The organism is Pseudomonas sp. 3B-A001-10F, assembly GCF_056313565.1.
In genome coordinates this window covers 295,786-313,260 of sequence record NZ_JBQYFW010000001.1, presented here as the reverse complement: position 1 = coordinate 313,260, position 17,475 = coordinate 295,786, and the positions used below count along the sequence as shown (strand labels likewise).

Genomic DNA, 17,475 nt, shown 5'->3' with positions numbered 1-17,475 from the left:
AGGCCGGACGAATCCTGCTCATTGAGGGATAACGCCTGTGCAGAATAGGCCTGCACCTGTCGATCACCAATAACCAATCGGCGGTTAATCGCCCAGACCAATCATTCAGGCAACTTGTTGCAGAATGTCGCGCAGACGATCCAGCGCGGTATCGATATCGAGCGTTTCGATGGCGCCGAAGCCAAAGTACAGGCCGTTTTTCGGCGTTTGCTGGTAATAGAAACCGTTGATCGCATACAGGCCGACTTCGACCTTTTTCGCCAGTTCGATCACCAGCGGCAGGTCGATCGGCACCTTGCAGAACACCGCCATGTGGAACCCTGCACTCGGCGGCACCGCCTGCAGCCACGGCGAAAGATCGTCGGCCATGCGCGCCAGAATGCGCTCGCGGCGTTGCGCATAAATGGTGTGGCAGCGGCGGATGTGCTTGAGCAGGCAACCCTCGGCGATGAACTTGGCCAGCGCCCATTGCGGCAAGGTCGAGGCATGCAGGTCGGTGAGCTGCTTGGCGCGGATCACCGCTTCGAGAATGGCCGGCGGCAGGATCGCATAACCCAGGCGCAGCTCCGGCAGCAGGGTTTTCGAGAAGGTGCCGACGTAAGCGACGATGCCGCGCTGGTCGAGGTTGAACAGCGAATCAGTGGGTCGGCCTTCATAGCGAAACTCACTGTCATAGTCGTCCTCGATGATGATCGCGCCCAACTCATGCGCGCGAGCCAGCAAGGCTTCACGGCGCGCCTGACTCATCGGCATGCCCAGCGGGAACTGGTGCGACGGCGTGACATAGATAAGGCGCGTGCCCTCGGGAATGTGTTCGACCTGAATGCCCTCGGCATCCACCGGAATCCCGACCACCTCGGCGCCATGGGTGGCGAATAGCAGGCGCGCCGGCGGATAACCGGGATCTTCCATGGCTACAAGACTGCCGGGGCTGATCAATACGCGGGTGATCAGGTCCAGCGCCTGTTGCGCGCCATTGCACACGACGATGTCTTCGTCCTGACAGTTGATCCCGCGAGAAAACGCGATGTGCCGGGCAATCGCATTGCGCAGCGCCGGCAAGCCCTCGGGCAGGCTATAGAAACCCTTGGACTGCGCCATCTGCCGCATCGCGTGAGACACGCAGCGGCGCCAATCATCCTGCGGGAACTGGCCCTTGCTGGTGGCGCCGCCGATAAAGTCATAGCGCAGCGAACCTTCCAGCGTCGGGTGACGCAGAAACACCGGCAGATTGCGCCAGCTCTCGATCACCTCGGCGCCGGCCAGTTCGGTGTGGCTCTGTTTGCGCTGGATCTGCGCCGGACGCGCGTTGACGTAGGTGCCTTTGCCGATCACCCCGGTGAGGAAATTTTCGTAGGTTAGCTGTGCGTAGGTATCGGAAATGGTCTTGCGCGAGATGCCCAGTTGCTCGGCGAGCAGACGGCTGGGCGGCAATTGCGTACCGGCGGCCAGACGCCCGGATTCAATGGCCCCGCGCAGTTGCTGATACAACTGACCGGCAAGATCCTTGCGGCCGTTGATCACGACGTGAAGTTCCATACCGACGAGGCTCCTGGGGCTGTTTGGCGTGCCTGCCAGATTACCGCTGTTGCGGGATCGGCAATAGTTGCCTATCCGAAAAACCCGAAATTGGCCTAGATCCCTGTAGGAGTGAGCCTGCTCGCGATCACGGTGGCACATCCGACAAAAATGTTGCCTGACACACCGCTATCGCGAGCAGGCTCACTCCTACAGGGATTTGTGCTCGGCTCATGGTGATTGGTGTAGCGGCTTTTCGTGCAATTGGGGCTGTAACGCACCACTGTCGGCGTTTACGGTGAACTCATTATTCCGTCTACCGAGACCTGCCCATGTCCCCGCGCCTGGATTACTACAACGCTTCGCCCAAAGCGATGAAAGCGATGATTGCCATGGAGGCGCTGACCGCCAACCTCAGTATCGAACAGCCGCTGCTGCAATTGATCAGGATCCGCGCCTCGCAGCTCAATGGCTGCGCATTCTGCACCGACATGCACTCGGTGGATGCGCGAAGGGCCGGGGAGAGTGATCGGCGTTTGTATGCGATTGCGGTGTGGCGCGACAGCAACTTCTTCAACCCGCGCGAGCGTGCGGCGCTGGCCTGGGCGGAGGCGGTGACGTTGTTAGCGGAGAGCCGGGTGCCCGATGAGGTGTATCAGCAGGCGCGCGAGCAATTCAGCGAAGGCGAACTGGTCGACCTGACCATGGCCGTGACCACCATCAACAGTTGGAATCGCCTTGCGGTGAGCTTCCGCCAAACCCCAAGCGATTGAACCCGCCCTGATCGTTCCCACGCTCCGCGTGGGAATGATCGGTAAGCGACTGAACACCACAGGATCGTTCCCACGCTCTGCGTGGGAATGCCTCAACGGACGCTCTGCGTTCGGCTCCGGATGGGACGCGGAGCGTCCCGGGCTGCATTCCCACGCGGAGCGTAGGAACGATCGGTAAGCGACTGAACACCACAGGATCGTTCCCACGCTCCGCGTGGGAATGCCTCAACGGACGCTCTGCGTTCGGCTCCGGATGGGCCGCGGAGCGTCCCGGGCTGCATTCCCACGCGGAGCGTAGGAACGATCGGTAAGCGACTGAACACCACAGGATCGTTCCCACGCTCTGCGTGGGAATGCCTCAACGGACGCTCTGCGTTCGGCTCTGGATGGGACGCGGAGCGTCCCGGGCTGCATTCCCACGCGGAGCGTGGGAACGATCAGTGGGGTGTCATTGCGGTGGGCGTTGCGGTTTCACTGATGTGCCAAAGGTATTGCCCATCCGCGTACTGGTCGCCGCCGGCGTCGCCAGCCCGACCTGATTCGGCGGCCGTTTGTTCACCGGCACATTCAGCGCTTCCTGATTCTTTTCCGCCGCCGCCGCGCCTTCCGGGTTGTTGCCCATCTGCTGGCTCAGACAATCGTAATTCGGCGCCTTGTAGCCGCCGACCGTCACCTCGACACAGCCCAACGGTTCCTCGGCATAAGCGCTCGACAGCGCCATCAACAACAGTCCGCCAAGGCTCAATCGCCACAGTGTGTTCATGCTCGCCTCCTGGCCGGCCCAAAGGGGCCGCGCTATGGCTTGAGTCTAGTGCAAGCCTTGCGCAATTCCCGTGATGGTTTTTTTGCACCGCCCGTCACACCAGATTCATAAACAGCCCTCAGGATGACGATTTCCAAGGATTCGTCAGCCGTGCAGCGAGGCAATTCCACGGACGGTTTTCAGCGTTCAACGAGGCTTGTGCGCCGGATATGTCTGGGGTGGCTGCTTGGCTGTGCGGCGGGCCACGCCATGGCTGACGCGGTGCCGGCGGACCTGCGCATGACGCTGCACATTCCGGCACAGGATCTGGCGCACGCGCTGGATCAGTACAGCCACGCCACTGGCGTTGCGGTGCTGGTCGACAGTCAGTTGAGTCGCGGTCGTCGCTCGCTCGCGGTGGACGGTGAATACACCGCCGCCGATGCTCTGCGTCGTTTGCTCGGTGGCAGTGGTTTGATGGCGCGGTATGCCCGCGACGATGCGTTTACCTTGCAAGTGGCGCAGGTCGAAGACGTGCCGGCGCCACCGCAAAAACAGACGCCGGAAAGCGTCGCGGTCAACCGCAGTTACGCGACGGCGGTGCAAGCGGCGATCGAGCGCAACCTGTGCCGCTCGCCGCTGACCCGGCCGGGCAGTTATCGCGCGGTGTTGCAGGTCTGGGTCGGCCGCGACGGCTTGGTGCAGCACAACCGGTTGGTCACTTCGACCGGTGATGTACGGCGCGACAACGCGCTGGTGGAAAGTTTTCGCAACCTCAAAATCGACCGGCCGACGCCCAGCGCCTTGCGTCAGCCGGTCACGTTGCTGTTGTTACCGGAGTCGTCAGGGAAACGCATGGAATGCACCAAATGGGAAGGAGTTTCCGGGGGATGAAAGACGCCGGACAAGGTTCGATGGTCCAACTGTTCCTGGCCTCCTACGAGGACTTTCGGGTGCGCCTGCGCAGGCGTCTCGGTTCGGAAGATCTGGCCAACGACGTGCTGCACGAAACCTACCTGCGGGTCGACCGCATGGAGACGCCGCCGAACGTCCTGCGGCCCAATGCCTACCTCTATCGCATGGCCCTGAACATCGCCGCCGACCGCCGCCAGGCCGATGCGCGCCTGCTCACCGGCGAGGAAGTCGAGGAGCTGCTGCAAATCGGCGACGAAGCCCTCGATCCGGCGCGGGTGGTGGGTGGGCAGAAGGAAATCCAGTCACTGCTCAGTGCGTTGTACGAGCTGCCCGCACGGCGCCGGAAGATCTTTATCGCGGCGCGTCTGGAAGAGGCGCCGCATCTGGAAATCTCGCAGCGCTTCGGCATTTCCACGCGCATGGTCGAGAAGGAAATCAAAGCCGCGTTGGGCTTCTGCGCCGCGAAACTGGAAAGAAAAGTGTTTCAGCGGTTCGGTCGCGGGGCCGGAAAACCGTCTTCTGAATAGTGCCCGATCAATTCGTTGAGAATCTGCGCGTTTGAACATCTTTCGACTGACACCTGCCGAGCCATCGGCGGTCGACAATTTGCACAGCGAAGCCCGCGACTGGCTGGTCCTGCTGACCTCTGGCCGCGCCACCGTGGCCGATGCCCGCGCCCTGCGCGAATGGTGCGCGCAGAGCGCCGAGCATGCCCGCGCGTTCGAAGAGGCCAAGGTGTTGTGGCACAACCTGCAACCGGCCGTGGAGCAAATGCAGGCGCCGCGTGGGTTTGGTCGTCGTGCGTTTCTCGGTGGGGCGATTGCTGCGTCGGCGGCGTTTTTGCTGGTGCGCGGGACGATTCCTGGTGGTTTTGAAGGGCTGGGCGCTGACTACATCACTGAAGTTGGCCAGCAGCGGCGTTTTGAACCTGTGCAGGGTGTGAGCCTGGAGCTGAACACTCAGACGCGGATTAATCAGCGTGCGGTGTCTGACGGTGTGCAGGGGTTTGAACTGGTCAGTGGTGAAGTTGAAGTGCAGACCGCGCGGTTGCCGTTGGCGATGCAGGCTGGGGGAGGGTGGTTGCGTGCGAGTCAGGGGCGGTTCAACTTGCGTAATACTGATCAGCAAGTCTGTGTGACTTGTCTTGATGGTGCGGTTGAAGTGGATGTTGAAGGTCGTAGTTTGCGGCTTGAACCGGGGCAGCAGGTGACTTACGACACGCGGCAGGTTGGCAGTGTGCAGAGTGTCGACACGGCGGCGGTGATGAATTGGCGTCAGCAAGTGTTGGTGTTTAACGGCGCTACGCTGAGCCAGATGATTGATGAGATCAACCGGTATCGGCCGGGGATGTTGTTGCTGCTTAATCGTGAGCTTGGGCAGCGGCGGGTGCAGGCGCGCTTCAGCCTAGATCAACTTGCTGGCGTTGCATTGCTGATTCGGGATGCCTATGGCGTCAAATGCACTGAGTTGCCGGGTGGCGTTGTCGTTTTGAGCTAGTGGGTTTGATCGTGTACATATCCGTTGCTGCGGTAACGGCCGCTTAGGGTTTCGCCCTTACGGCGACTCACTTTTTTTACAAACGCCTAAAAAAAGTAAGCAAAAAAACGCTTGCTCCTACGTGCGGCCCGCTCGCTAAAGCTCGGGGTTCCTTCGCTCCGGGATCCATCCGGGCGCATCGCCTACGGTTTGCTTCGCTGCACCTCCTCTCGATGCATTTGGCTGCGCCAAACGGTCGCTGCGCTCCCACCCCCGGATGAATCCCTCCACTCAGCCTTCCGACGTCGCCCGTGGAACAAGATCAAAAGCTGCAGCCGAGCTAACGCTCATCCTGTTGAGTGGGGCGGCTTTGCCGCTTGGGTTGTACGCAAATTAAAAACTGTGGGAGCGAGCCTGCTCGCGAAGGCGGCCCAACAGCCAACCAACCCCCAACTGACTACCCCCAATCCAATTGTGGGAGCGAGCTTGCTCGCGAAGACGGCCTCACATCCAACCAATCCCCAACTGACTCCACCCAATCCCACTTTAGGAGTGAGCCTGCTCGCGATGACGACCTACCAGCCAACCAATCCCCAACTGCCCACCCCCAATCCAATTGTAGGAGTGAGCCTGCTCGCGATGACGACCTACCAGCCAACCAATCCCCAACTGACTACCCCCAATCCCACTGTGGGAGCGAGCTTGCTCGCGAAGACGTCCTGACAGCCAACCAACCTCAAACTGACTACCCCCAATCCAATTGTGGGAGCGAGCCTGCTCGCGAAAGCGGTCCATCAGTAACAACAATATCGCCTGACCCACCACATTCGGTCGCAAACCCCCTCCCACATTTGATTCATGGCCAGCAAATCACTCCAACGGCCCAATCACCTGCCGATACTTCTCCACCCCCTGCGCCGTCCCCCGACTCAAGCGAATCTCCAACCCCAACGGATCCTCCCGCCGATTCCCACTCAACTGCCGCCACCCCTTATCCACCTCCCAAACCCGCACCTGCACATCACTGACATCACTCAAAACAGCCACCCCATTCCCAGGCGCCGGCAACGGATACCGACTCCGCGCCTCAGCCACCGCCCGATACAACGTGTCACCCTTGACCCACCACCGCACCCGCTGCAAAGCCCCCGGCTGATCCGCCGCCGTGCGAATGATGTCCAGCCGAAACCCCTTACTGTCGCTGCTACGCACAGTCAAAGCGGGCGGGGCGCTCGGCGGTTCATCATCCACCCCAACCTTCTTCGGCTCAGTCAACTCAACCCCCGCGCGCATCTCCACATCCCGCTGCAACTGGTTCAGCGCCCGCAACAAACCGTCACTCTGCTCACTGCTCGCCTGCAAATGACTGTCCGCCCGCGTCACACTGTCCAGCCCCCGCCAGGCAATCAGACTCACCACCGCCATCAACAGAATCGCGACCATCACCTCAATCAACGTAAACCCTTGCTGGCGCTTCATTGCAGGCTGATCCTTCCGCTGCCATCACGCAGCACACTCAAGCGATTCAACCCATCCGAAAACGTCAACTGCAGCGGCGGATTGATCCACTCAGCGTTCAGCACAACCCTCTGTTTCGGCTCCACCCGCACCTCCATCTTCGGACTCTGCCAGGCACGCGGCCGCAACTGCGGATCCTGCGCGAAATGATCAAACCCCTTGCCACTGTCACTGCGTCGACTAAAGCGAAACCCCTTGGCATCACTCACCCACACAATCGGCCGGCCATCCGCCCGGGCCTCGGCCTGCGCCACCTGCAGCAACTGCGCCACGCGCTCGGCATCCTTGCGCAGCAACTGCAACGGATCGGGCTTGATACTCAGGCTGATCGCCGCACTGGCGATGCCGATGATCACCAGCACCACCATCAACTCGATCAGCGTAAAACCCTGTTGCCTGTTCATCGCGCGCGCGCTCCTTTGCGTCCTGCGCCATCGTGCACGGCCAACATGTAAGGCGTGTGAAATAAAACGGAGAGAATTGCCGCGTAGGCTGACAGCAGGGATAAAAAGGAGATTCAACCCATGACCTTCACCGCACGCTTTTCCCCACCCCAAATGGTCCAGGCCCTCGCGCTGGCTGGCGGGGCAACTTGGTCGTCGTTGCTGATGGCGGTGGAGGGCGATGCGTCGGTGAGAGAACAGAGTAGGGAGACGTTCCGGCTGTTGCCGGATATGTTGTCGGTAGGGCCGTGCTGACACGACTCTGACGGGCTCTGAGTGGTGACGACCATACGTCTAAAAAGCACTTTTACCTGTCAGATCTGACAGGTGTGCGTTTGCGTCTTTCAGGGTTAAATCACTCCGCCCCATTTATTTCACTATCGGAGTTTTCACCATGGCGACATCCCAAGCTAATGCAAGCGCACCCTCTATCAATTCGGTCAGAGAAGCCAGCGGCGTAGAAATTGCGAATGGCGCTAAAACCACCGAGACCAGCGTGACTCTTGCCGGTAACGCGCAAGGAGCGCATATAGTTGAAGTGTTTGATGGCACGTTAAACAAAGGTGCAGTCGCTGTCGATTCCGCGGGGAACTGGTTCTTTTCCTTGGCTGAATTGAGCGTGGGCTCGCACAGCGTTACAGTCAGGGCGCTATACGGTTTTGGAGACATGTCCGAGCCCTGGACCTTCACTGTGGTTGCAAACAAGTAATAAAAAAATGGCTCATGGTCTGGTTCTCTTCTAAATATCAGGGCCAGGCTCAGGAGCTTAATGGGCGGCTCAGCAGGGTATCGAGTGTGGCCAACGATAGCGCCTCCTGACTACGGTCAAGCACCTGCACGCAAATCCTGAGCAACCGCCCATTCTCCGCCGCGCCAATGACCTGTTCACAGCGCAACAACCGCATAACTCGGCATGCGGGCTGCGCATTCAGGGCCATCGAACGCTCATTCCTCCGCGTCTCAACTCGGCCCGGCGATGATCACCAGCACCACCATCAACTCGATCAGCGTAAAACCCTCTTGCCTGTTCATCGCGCGCGAGCTCCTTTGCGTCCTGCGCCATCGTGCACGGCCAACATGTAAGGCGTGTGAAATAAAACGGAGAGAATTGCCGCGTAGGCTGACAGCAGGGATAAAAAGGAGATTCAACCCATGACCTTCACCACACGCTTTTTCCCACCCCAAATGGTCCAGGCCCTCGCGCTGCTCGCCGCGCTGGTCGGCGTGGCGACGTGGTCGTCGCTGCTGCTGACCTCCGCCGAATCCCACACCCCGGCAGCGGCCCCGCAATTGCTGGCGGCGCGGAGTGATAGCCCGGCGTTGCAGTGGTTTTCCAATCAAACAGCGCCGGTGGACATCAAGGTGAGCGGGGTGATGGCGGGGAGTCGGGGGGCGGTGGCGATACTGAGCCTGAACGATGGGCCGCCGAGGAGTTTTTTGCAGGGGGAGAAGGTGGGGCCTGGGGTGAAGTTGGTGGCGGTGGAGGGGGATGGGGTGGTGATTGAGCAGGGTGGGGAGAGGGTGCGGTTGGTTCTGGATAAACTGCCTGAAGGACCGGTGTTACCGAGGTTGGTGAGGCCGTGATTTGCGGGGTTGAAGGCACCTATTTGTTGTCTCAGCTGTGGTGGTGCGGTCTGGATTGCCGGGAGTGTGCTTGGTTGCCTTTGGCTAGAGGATGTCTGTCGTGAATGCCCTCTTTCGGCCGAGGGTGAAGGTATAAACCTGCGGTGTGAGCAGGAAGTGCCGCACCCAAGATGTACACGCACTTCGGCGGAAGCTGCCTTTCACTACAGGTAGCTCTTGTCCGATATCTGCAGAAAATCAGAATGCCGCAGGAGCATCGTTGGAAACGGAATGTCAGTAGACTTACCATCGACAAACTTATCCTTATCTGACAATCTGAATTAAGTATGTAGCAGCAAGATTTCATCGACGTCTGGGACGCGGGGTCGCGTGGCTAAGTCCCCCAGACGTATTGGCAGCATTTTTATATTGATCTCAATAGACTGAGTCAATTCGCCGTTTTGCCTTTCATCTTGAGGCACTTGGATGTTATTCAGGAGCATGGATGCAGTCCTCTACGTTCAAATCTTCAATCCGCCTTTATGGCTTGACCAGACGAAATACACATGGTCAGTACCATGACGTGAGCTGTACAACTACCACCACCGGTGTCTCTGTAGTTCGGGTATTTGTCTCGCGACTTGACGCAGAGATCGCGGCGCAAAACTCCGATCTCGAAGCACATCCTCTCTCCGATTTTTTCTATCCTGGCCTTCTGGCTGAACAGCAAGGCGGGTTGAACCTTCATATCTGCTTGGGTTTTGCCGCCAACAATGGTCACCTCTCGATTCAAAACAAACAACTCGTTCCCATGGGATGGTTTACCTACATCGATGTGCGCAGTTGGAGCGATGAGCATTATGTGCATTGGGGTGATGAGCTTCCCGGTTTACTGGGCAGAACTTATAGCCTCTTGAAACTCGCCGACTACAACACGTTCCTCAACAGCCTGGATGGCGCCCCCACAAAAGAAATGCATTGGCACGCGAGTGAAGCCATACGCGTGATGCCAACCAATGACGTCGAAACAAGCAGTTGGGATCAAATTTCACTATTCGATCCAGTCGATTGCCGGTAGTGCTTTGGAAGCACGGCCAGCTCTTATCAAACCCACCTCAATTAAGGAGGTTCATATGAGTGGTAAACCTGCAGCCCGTGTTACTGACGCTACAGATTGCCCGATGCCGGGTCATGGCACGAACCCTATAACCAGCGGCTCTCCAGACGTTTTTTTTGACGGCTTGAGCGCAGCCAGGCAAACGGACACAACAGCCTGTGGAAGCCAGATTTCGGACAACGTCATTACCAGCGTGCTGATCAATGGCAAGCCGGCGGTCGTTACTGGAAGTTTAGGGAGCCATGGGAACGTAGTCGTGGGTGGATCTGGCACCATCATCATTGGTAACACCGGAGGCGGAGCGTCCTTTACTCCGATTATTCCGATATCGTTCGGCTTCGATGAGCAATTCACCCTGCTCGATACGGAAGGTGAGCCCGTAGCAGATTTTGCCTACAAGGTGACCACCGCATCTGGAAAAATTTTCAGAGGCGTAACGAACGAATTGGGGAAAACCCAGCGGATACCGACCTCGGTTGTTGAAGATTTGCATCTGGAACCTGACGACATCGCTTAACGCTTAGCTTCTAAATGGACACTGAAGAATGCCAGTACTTACGAACAATCGAACAAGCTCAAATAATCAGCCAAACAGCAGCCATGCAGTTACTGTTGCTACCAAATACTCGAGACGCCCTAATGACAGCGGCTGGTTAAAAATACGTCAGGAGCCGAGCGGCAAAGATGCTTTTCTTTGTGAATACACAAAAGTCACTATGCTGAAAGAAAAAAATGGCCGCACCTATTTCAAAGTGGCTGACGGCAATAGCTCATGGGTGGGAATAGAGGCCAGCATGGCCACTGAAAATGCGGAAAAATATCTTTCGGATGTTGCTCCAAAAGCGCCCGCCACGATGAATGTCAAATACCACGGCAATCCAGTGTCTACCCGCTCCGAAATCCGAGGCGATACGAACAAACAACAATGGGCAATCGCGAGCTTCGATGGCAAAACCGCCAAAGTGACCTTAAACAGTGTTTGGGGTGGTGAATATACACCGCTTCCGCCGGGTACCCATCGGATTATGGCTCCAGATCAGTCTCATGCCAATATTTCTACAGCCGGTTACAAGGCCGCACACCCAGGAAGAGTACGCTGCAATGACGTCTGGTTCCCGATTGAGGTTGAAGGCACAACAGGGAATAGCAGTCGGTATATTCACATCGGTCATTTATCAGAAGGCTGCGTGACCTTTTACGAATTACTGAAGTGGAATGATATTTACGACTACTTAATTGATAAGCGCATGAAAGAAGGTAAAGGGAAATACATTGGCAAACTTATCGTGGAAAAATAAATGAACAGACTAATCTCCTTACTTTTTTTGATAAGTTTATCAATGCTTGCCAGCTGCGCGATGGCTAAGCCTCGATGCGATGATTTTCTGGCAAAACTAAGCGACAAACCTGATTTTGTAGAGTACGTGGAATGCACTCAAAACAATGATGAGCAGGGAAAGCCTCTCATTGCTCGGTACCGCGTAAAAGGCTCAGACGCCCTTGAGGCGGAAAAATACATGAACCAGACTTTCAACCTTCCGATGCTCCGGTTTATCTGCTGCGGCTGGGACTCAACATTTTATTCTTATCGCGATAAAAAAACACAGCGATGGTATCTGCTCGGCATGGGCTCCGAGGAGACGCCGGTGAACAAACGTAATTCGTGGTCAGAAATAAAATTCTTCAACATCACTGTATCAATCAATACCGAAGAGATCTGAGCACACTTAGTAAACGGACAGCACCGATGCTTACCTCAGGTGATGTGTCGGTGGGTACATGTTGACGGTTCCTTATGTCTGAACACTCGGGAAATCTAAGGCTGCGAAAGCAAGTTCGGCCGATCGGCTGTACCCCAGTCAGCAATTGGCATTCGATAAACACCAACGTTTAAAAAGACATCTCCAGACACTCTCTCAGGCTACACACCCTTGCGCCTTTGCCTACAGCTACGCCAGAATCCGCCGGCTTGTGGGCTTTGTACCTGGTCTATATCGTCTATGGGTCGCTGGCAACCCAGCGACCGGGTTTAGCGACCCGACCAGGTATAAGTACAACGACGCTCCAGTTTGTCGCAGACGTTTGCGACGACGATATGGTGGCTGTGCGTGGGAGACCTTCGGGTCTGCCGGGTCTTATACCTCTCGGTTCGCTAACCCGCGTACAGCTGCCACCCTTACTTGTTTAGCGACAGGTGTTGGTGGTTTCACCAGGTATAAATATGGAGCTTCACCATGATCAAACCAACACCCAACCCGCCCGAAACCGCCTCGGTTTCCCCCTACGAATCCATCGATTCCAGAAAACTCCACGAAGCCGCCGACCGCGCGCTCGACCATTACCTCTGTCCACCCGGATCCACGCCGCCCCCACGTAAAAACCGTGGGATGTACGCCGTGACGGCGGACAACAAAACCGAAGAACTGCTGGTCGATGCCAGTGCAACACTCGCTTCGGCCAAAACCATCGCCCAGAACGTCTTCAGCCTGTTGCCGGCATCGCAGCGCCATGCGCTGGCGGGGATTGCGCAGTTGATCATGCTCGGGGAGTTGGCGGTGAATCGGGCTCTGGATAATCTGCAATTGCCGGAGTGATGCGGGTGTCGGGATCACCTGGTGATTGATCGGGTGTTCATTCTGGCGCTTTCGCGAGCAAGCTCGCTCCCACAGGGTTTTATGCTGATGGCAGATGTTGTGTACGACGCTGACACCTGTGGGAGCAGTTGATTATTACCGTGCCATTTTCGTGTGGTTATTGAGACGCTTCAGGACATTCGCGGGTCCATCGCGTCACCGTCATGTCATTGAACTGCTCTCCGATGGTATCGACGCGTAGGCAAGTTCCTTTCTTCGCGTAGTACAAGATGCAGCGCGAGCTATCAAACGAGCAGGTATCCAGTTCGAAGAACTTGCGTGTAGCCAGCTCCTTCTCCACGCCACTGTATTCATAGCCGTCGTTGGTATGCATCCGCGTCGGCTTCCAGCCTTGTTTGACTAGCTTGGATCTGGCCGCGGCCAAACGCTCACCGGCGACGATGCCTGCTGGCCCGCGATTGTCGTTTGGCGCCTGTGAGTCATCGGCAAACGCTGCGCTGATACCCGTGTAATAAAGTGCGAAAAATACGAGGGTCGAGGCCTTCAATTACAGTTCCTATAGCCGATTTTAGCTCGACAAAAACTCCGGATCCTCGGTATGAGGTTGCGGAGGATGGTGATTCTTTGTGCCAGCCCTTCGGGACGTGCTGCCTCCCTTGTTGCTGCTTTCGGCCTAGCGCCGAGCCTAGTGAAAGTGACCTGGGTTATTGCCTGCTTTTATTTAGTCGTTCCTGTGATTCTTCTTCCGGTGCAATGAAAGGCTGCCACCAGAAAATCCTTGAGCGACCACGCCCAAAGACCCAGAAGCATGCAGATCACCAAAAAAGTGAAATATTGATGAAAGTCCGTACTGGGCACTTTTTGGCTGGTTATTCCAACCAGCCCGAGACTTATCAGGCTGACGCAAAAAAAACTCAGACATCGTAAGGCGAGATAGCAAAGGTCTCTGAAGTTAATCGTGGGTACCCAGCTATTTGCAGATTCGGAAAATAAAGCCGACCACACCAGATGAAACAGACTTGCGTAGATAAAGCTCATGCTTAGGCGTTCTGCTACGTCAGCGCCGGAACCGAGGAAAATTTGTGAGTAGAAATGGTCGAGAAACACACCTACGGGACGCATGAGGTCGAGGAAAGGAAACAGGGCGACCCCACCTGCGAGGTAAATGGCTAAAAAAGCGATGATTTTCATCTCGCACTCCGTTGCTTTATTTGCCAGGTCGATTTGATGTCAAATCGGTGTTTTGCGTTCTATGCATCGACCTCGGTATTGGCAGTGCCTGACTATTTTTTCAGCTAGGTAAGTCAACAGCATAGTCATCATGACCACTTCCGGTAACTCAGTCGCTGGACGTCAGAAGGGTAGAGGGCCAGACGGCAGAGAAGCACGGTTTTGCGGCGAGCGGGGTTTCGATGGGCTGCGAGGTTGAGCATTTCACTAGGGATGTGGACGGATCTATTCCGAGAGGTGTTACGGGATTCGTTTCCGATAAACACCAACGTTTAAAAAGACATCTCCAAACACTCTCCCAGGCTACACATCCTTGCGCCATTGCCTACAGCTACGCCAGAATCCGCCGGCTTGTGCGCCTTGGGGACGGGTTCTATTGTGGTGCGGTCGCTGACGAATCAGCGATCGGATTTGACCGTCCGCCCAACATCAAGGCGCACCAGCGTTCTGCACGTGTTCAGGCATTGTCTGAAATCATGTCGCGGTGGCTGTGCGTGGGACACCTTCGGGTGTGCCGGATTCCTTGATGTCCGGTCGGTCAACCCGCGTACAGCTGCCACCCTGTTTGTTTGACCGCGAACGGTGGCGGCTCCAGTCATCAAGGAGCTTCACCATGATCAAACCAACACCCAACCCGCCCGAATCCAACTGCACGTCCCCCTACGAATCCATCGATTCCAAAAAACTCCACGAAGCCGCCGACCGCGCGCTCGACCATTACCTCTGTCCACCCGGCTCCACGCCGCCTCCACGTAAAAACCGTGGGATGTACGCCGTGACTGCGGACAACAAAACCGAAGAACTGCTGATCGATGCCAGTCAAACGCTCGCTTCGGCTCAAACCATTGCGCAGAACGTCGCCAGTTTGCTGCCGGCGTCGCAGCGTCGGGCGTTGTTGGGGATTGCGCAGTTGATCATGCTCGGGGAGTTGGCGGTGAATCGGGCGTTGGATAATTTGCAATTGCCGGAGTGATGCGAGGGGCGGGATCACTTGGTGATTAATCGGGTGTTCATTCTGGCGCCTTCGCGAGCAGGCTCGCTCCCACCTTTGAGTGTGTTCCAAGGTGGGAGTGCGCTGGTTCTTCAGCCGCGATAAATGTCGAGACGATGTGCGCGTATCTGTACCTGCGAGTGGGTTGCTTTCTTTGCGTCAATCGACTGCCAGGTTGTCCCGAGCCCACTGTTCCGCCGTAGTGACCTGAATCGATTGCTGTTCGTTGAAAGTCCCCGCTTTTGGCCACGACACGCCTCTGCCTTGGGCAAATACGGCGCGGTATTTTTTGATGTGGTGAGTGGGGTCTTTTTCCAGTTCCTGCATCAGGTGCGGCACCGTCCAGACGTTACGCTTGAACGGACGCCCCAGCACACGTTCTAGCAGGCTCGCCACCTGCCCATACGTCACCGTGTCGCCAGACAGGTACACGATCTCGTTGCGAAAGCGCGGTTCGAAGAAAACGATTTCCGCTGTCAGCTTGCCGATGTCCTCGGGTGTCGTGAGCGTCACGCTGGTTTCCAGGCTGCCCAAGGCGTTGACGGCGTCGTTCTCAAAATCGACGACCTCAAAGACCGGCTCGAACAGAAAACTGGTGAACATGCCGGTCGAGATGATCACCCATTCGGTTTTATCCTGGGCGCGGAGCAACTCGCGCACGTCGAGTTGCGCATCGAACAAATCCTGCGGGCTGCCTCGGCCAATCACTTCGAAATCGACGCCAAACTGCCAAGGGAAATAGCGCTTCACGCCGGATCTGAGCGCCGCTGTTGCCAGTTTCATCGGTGTTTCGCGGCCCGCGACCATGCCTGCGCAGCCTATGACGGTGTCAAATGCTGCGAACACTTCGGCCAGTTGATCGATGGAATCGTTAACCAAGTCTGCAGCGACCAGTTGGATGCCGAGACTGCGCAGTTCATCGACTTCCAGTTTTTTCTCAGGGACTTGCGTGTTGATGGTCGAATCCCTGAGCAGAACGCTGATGGAACTGCCGGGCGAGCGCTTGGCTACCCGCGCAAGATTACGCAGCACCGGCAAGCCGAGTTCGCCGGCGCCGAGTACGAGAATGGATTGTGGGGAAGGGTGGGTCGCTGCGGTCATGATGTCTCCTGAGATCCGTCGTCTGTATGATTTGGCGATGCTGGCACGATTGCGCAGCGCTCAGAAGAAGGCACACGCGTGATACCAGGGGGACACATGACCGATGAGGAAGCCCTTAGCCAGGCAGAAGCGATCTGCCAGACGCTAAGACGAGACGATGATGGCGTGCGGCGCGAAGTCCTGGCTCACGCCGGTAGCCGCTGGTCACTGGGTATCCTGCATGCCCTGGGTGTGTACGGCACGATGCGTCATGCCGAGATCAAACGGCAAATGACGGGCGTGACTCAGCGCATGTTGACCAAGACGCTGCGTGCACTGGAACGCGATGGTCTGCTGATACGGCGGGAGTTGGATCAAGTGCCGCCCCATGTTGAGTACGAGCTGACGGCGTTGGGGATGGAGCTGTTGGTTCGTATGTCGCCAATTTGGACTTGGGTTGTGGAGCACGTCGACGATTTTCGTGAGGCGCGTCGGGTGTTTGATGGTCAGAGTGGGAGAAAGCCTGCTTGGCAGGTTCCGGTGGTGGGGCTGGTTGATTTGGATGGGTCTGATTGATTGGTTGCTTTGGTTCAGGCCATTGCCTGGAACGTTGCCAGTCTGTTGCCGGGTTTGGGGGGCTTGCGAGCAGAAGCGGCCCTCACCCCAGCCCTCTCCCGGGGGGAGAGGGGCCGACCGAGGTGTCTTGCGGGGTACATCGACCTGGAAGACCTTGGTGATTATGGCTTTGGTGAAAGACCTTGGCGGTTATGGCTTTTGTGAAAGGCCTTCGATTTGGCTTTGTGAGCTTGGCCATTTTGGATTCAATGAAAGACGTTTAAGTCGGTGTAGCTTTCGAATGTCTCCGAATCGGTTCCCTCTCCCTTGGGAGAGGGCTAGGGTGAGGGGTTTTCCGTTCGGGACAGCAAGGTCTCGAGCCGGGCCAACGGTGGCGCGTCCTGACTGCGGTCAAACACCTGAATCCCAACCTTGAGCAAGCGCCCATTCTGCGCCGCACCAATCATTTGCTCACACCGCAACAACAACCGCCCCTGATCACATTCCATCGCCTTCATCCCCAGCGGCAATTTGCCCTCCAACCGCAACTCGGCCATACGACTTTGTCCCGCCAGTAGCGCAATCGAACGATCCCTTAAAACCCCACTGCTCTGCGTCATCAACCCCGCCACACGCACGGCCGCCGACATCGCCACGGCAATAATCGCCAGCGCCACCAGCACTTCAATCAGGGTGAAACCGGCCTCGCGGCGATTGACACGCATCAAGTCATCTCAAAGACAAAGAACAGCAATGTAAGCAACCAAGGTGACCAATTGCTGACCAAAGATCCCGTGCGGCCTTGGACCGTTGGTCGCTACTGTCAGATCTGACAGTAGCGACACGTTTAGAGGCTCTGTTTTGATGGATGTGGCTTGCCAGTCCATTGAGGTGTGACGCTGTGGACGGCCGGTCAATACCTGCCAGTCGGAAGTCTGTCGGTCGCTGGTGAAATCTAAC

General features: G+C 57.0%; 23 protein-coding genes. 14 read left to right on the top strand and 9 right to left on the bottom strand.

The window, feature by feature from the left end:
* Positions 1-105: 105 nt before the first annotated feature.
* Positions 106-1,539 carry a MocR-like pyridoxine biosynthesis transcription factor PdxR gene (pdxR, locus tag AC0ZWN_RS01545; protein WP_093437929.1) on the bottom strand — a complete coding sequence of 478 codons (1,434 nt, stop codon included), beginning with the start codon at positions 1,537-1,539 and terminating at the stop codon, positions 106-108.
* A 311-nt stretch (positions 1,540-1,850) separates the two neighbouring features.
* On the opposite strand from pdxR, the gene AC0ZWN_RS01540 reads away from it, so the two are divergent.
* On the top strand, positions 1,851-2,291 hold the full coding sequence (locus tag AC0ZWN_RS01540; RefSeq protein ID WP_008087990.1) for a carboxymuconolactone decarboxylase family protein: 441 nt from the start codon (positions 1,851-1,853) through the stop codon (positions 2,289-2,291).
* A 448-nt stretch (positions 2,292-2,739) separates the two neighbouring features.
* Here AC0ZWN_RS01540 and AC0ZWN_RS01535 read toward each other — a convergent pair whose 3' ends face one another.
* Positions 2,740-3,054 carry a hypothetical protein gene (locus AC0ZWN_RS01535; RefSeq protein WP_077573225.1) on the bottom strand — a complete coding sequence of 105 codons (315 nt, stop codon included), beginning with the start codon at positions 3,052-3,054 and terminating at the stop codon, positions 2,740-2,742.
* A 207-nt stretch (positions 3,055-3,261) separates the two neighbouring features.
* Here AC0ZWN_RS01535 and AC0ZWN_RS01530 point away from each other — a divergent pair, with 207 nt between their 5' ends.
* The 3 genes from AC0ZWN_RS01530 to AC0ZWN_RS01520 are packed head-to-tail and all read left to right on the top strand — an operon-like array spanning position 3,262 to position 5,445.
* Positions 3,262-3,927 carry a secretin and TonB N-terminal domain-containing protein gene (locus tag AC0ZWN_RS01530; protein ID WP_095122850.1) on the top strand — a complete coding sequence of 222 codons (666 nt, stop codon included), beginning with the start codon at positions 3,262-3,264 and terminating at the stop codon, positions 3,925-3,927.
* Complete coding sequence (locus AC0ZWN_RS01525) at positions 3,924-4,475, top strand: RNA polymerase sigma factor (RefSeq protein ID WP_093437948.1); 552 nt, start codon at positions 3,924-3,926, stop codon at positions 4,473-4,475. The genes AC0ZWN_RS01530 and AC0ZWN_RS01525 overlap by 4 nt, the downstream gene beginning before the upstream one ends.
* A 31-nt stretch (positions 4,476-4,506) precedes the next feature.
* Positions 4,507-5,445 (top strand): FecR family protein, encoded by a 939-nt coding sequence (locus AC0ZWN_RS01520; protein WP_460128281.1) that lies wholly within the window; start codon positions 4,507-4,509, stop codon positions 5,443-5,445.
* 849 nt (positions 5,446-6,294) lie between these two features.
* Here AC0ZWN_RS01520 and AC0ZWN_RS01515 read toward each other — a convergent pair.
* Together AC0ZWN_RS01515 and gspH are read right to left on the bottom strand one after the other, a co-directional pair.
* Entirely contained in the window at positions 6,295-6,903 is a 609-nt protein-coding gene (locus AC0ZWN_RS01515; RefSeq protein ID WP_008087982.1) for a prepilin-type N-terminal cleavage/methylation domain-containing protein, read from the bottom strand.
* Complete coding sequence (gene gspH, locus AC0ZWN_RS01510) at positions 6,900-7,346, bottom strand: type II secretion system minor pseudopilin GspH (RefSeq protein ID WP_476333800.1); 447 nt, start codon at positions 7,344-7,346, stop codon at positions 6,900-6,902. Before gspH ends, AC0ZWN_RS01515 begins: the two co-directional genes overlap by 4 nt.
* A 120-nt stretch (positions 7,347-7,466) precedes the next feature.
* On the opposite strand from gspH, the gene AC0ZWN_RS01505 reads away from it, so the two are divergent.
* Both AC0ZWN_RS01505 and AC0ZWN_RS01500 read left to right on the top strand, forming a co-directional pair.
* Positions 7,467-7,640, top strand: coding sequence for a hypothetical protein (locus AC0ZWN_RS01505; protein ID WP_476333798.1), 174 nt, complete (start codon positions 7,467-7,469; stop codon positions 7,638-7,640).
* A gap of 139 nt (positions 7,641-7,779) precedes the next feature.
* Positions 7,780-8,094, top strand: coding sequence for a hypothetical protein (locus AC0ZWN_RS01500; RefSeq protein ID WP_476333796.1), 315 nt, complete (start codon positions 7,780-7,782; stop codon positions 8,092-8,094).
* 251 nt (positions 8,095-8,345) lie between these two features.
* Here the strand turns inward: AC0ZWN_RS01500 and AC0ZWN_RS01495 are convergent, their stop codons facing one another.
* Entirely contained in the window at positions 8,346-8,417 is a 72-nt protein-coding gene (locus tag AC0ZWN_RS01495) for a prepilin-type N-terminal cleavage/methylation domain-containing protein (protein ID WP_320337191.1), read from the bottom strand.
* A 120-nt stretch (positions 8,418-8,537) separates the two neighbouring features.
* Between AC0ZWN_RS01495 and AC0ZWN_RS01490 the strand changes: the two genes are divergently transcribed.
* The 6 genes from AC0ZWN_RS01490 (at position 8,538) to AC0ZWN_RS01465 (ending at position 12,659) form a co-directional block, all read left to right on the top strand.
* Complete coding sequence (locus tag AC0ZWN_RS01490) at positions 8,538-8,969, top strand: type II secretion system protein N (protein ID WP_476333795.1); 432 nt, start codon at positions 8,538-8,540, stop codon at positions 8,967-8,969.
* A gap of 484 nt (positions 8,970-9,453) precedes the next feature.
* Positions 9,454-10,026 (top strand): hypothetical protein, encoded by a 573-nt coding sequence (locus AC0ZWN_RS01485; RefSeq protein ID WP_476333794.1) that lies wholly within the window; start codon positions 9,454-9,456, stop codon positions 10,024-10,026.
* Positions 10,027-10,081: 55 nt separating this feature from the next.
* The gene (locus AC0ZWN_RS01480) at positions 10,082-10,582 is read left to right on the top strand and encodes a PAAR domain-containing protein (protein WP_249122262.1); all 501 of its coding nucleotides are present in this window, start codon (positions 10,082-10,084) and stop codon (positions 10,580-10,582) included.
* Between the two features lie 28 nt (positions 10,583-10,610).
* Positions 10,611-11,363: a hypothetical protein gene (locus AC0ZWN_RS01475; RefSeq protein WP_212622281.1), complete on the top strand. Its 753-nt coding sequence runs from the start codon at positions 10,611-10,613 to the stop codon at positions 11,361-11,363.
* The gene (locus tag AC0ZWN_RS01470; protein WP_160039611.1) at positions 11,364-11,786 is read left to right on the top strand and encodes a DUF4952 domain-containing protein; all 423 of its coding nucleotides are present in this window, start codon (positions 11,364-11,366) and stop codon (positions 11,784-11,786) included.
* Positions 11,787-12,299: 513 nt separating this feature from the next.
* Positions 12,300-12,659, top strand: coding sequence for a DUF6124 family protein (locus tag AC0ZWN_RS01465; RefSeq protein ID WP_476333792.1), 360 nt, complete (start codon positions 12,300-12,302; stop codon positions 12,657-12,659).
* A 157-nt stretch (positions 12,660-12,816) separates the two neighbouring features.
* Here the strand turns inward: AC0ZWN_RS01465 and AC0ZWN_RS01460 are convergent, their stop codons facing one another.
* A complete protein-coding gene (locus AC0ZWN_RS01460; protein WP_476333791.1) occupies positions 12,817-13,206 on the bottom strand; it encodes a hypothetical protein in 390 nt (129 codons plus the stop codon).
* A gap of 170 nt (positions 13,207-13,376) precedes the next feature.
* On the bottom strand, positions 13,377-13,850 hold the full coding sequence (locus AC0ZWN_RS01455; RefSeq protein WP_476333789.1) for a hypothetical protein: 474 nt from the start codon (positions 13,848-13,850) through the stop codon (positions 13,377-13,379).
* Between the two features lie 652 nt (positions 13,851-14,502).
* On the opposite strand from AC0ZWN_RS01455, the gene AC0ZWN_RS01450 reads away from it, so the two are divergent.
* A complete protein-coding gene (locus AC0ZWN_RS01450; RefSeq protein ID WP_476333788.1) occupies positions 14,503-14,862 on the top strand; it encodes a DUF6124 family protein in 360 nt (119 codons plus the stop codon).
* A gap of 177 nt (positions 14,863-15,039) precedes the next feature.
* Here the strand turns inward: AC0ZWN_RS01450 and AC0ZWN_RS01445 are convergent, their stop codons facing one another.
* Positions 15,040-15,981 carry an aromatic alcohol reductase gene (locus tag AC0ZWN_RS01445; protein WP_476333787.1) on the bottom strand — a complete coding sequence of 314 codons (942 nt, stop codon included), beginning with the start codon at positions 15,979-15,981 and terminating at the stop codon, positions 15,040-15,042.
* A gap of 96 nt (positions 15,982-16,077) precedes the next feature.
* On the opposite strand from AC0ZWN_RS01445, the gene AC0ZWN_RS01440 reads away from it, so the two are divergent.
* Positions 16,078-16,536 carry a winged helix-turn-helix transcriptional regulator gene (locus tag AC0ZWN_RS01440; RefSeq protein WP_476333786.1) on the top strand — a complete coding sequence of 153 codons (459 nt, stop codon included), beginning with the start codon at positions 16,078-16,080 and terminating at the stop codon, positions 16,534-16,536.
* Between the two features lie 317 nt (positions 16,537-16,853).
* Here AC0ZWN_RS01440 and gspI read toward each other — a convergent pair whose 3' ends face one another.
* Positions 16,854-17,240, bottom strand: a complete 387-nt coding sequence (gene gspI, locus AC0ZWN_RS01435) for a type II secretion system minor pseudopilin GspI (RefSeq protein WP_476333784.1) — start codon at positions 17,238-17,240, stop codon at positions 16,854-16,856.
* Between the last annotated feature and the right edge of the window lie 235 nt (positions 17,241-17,475).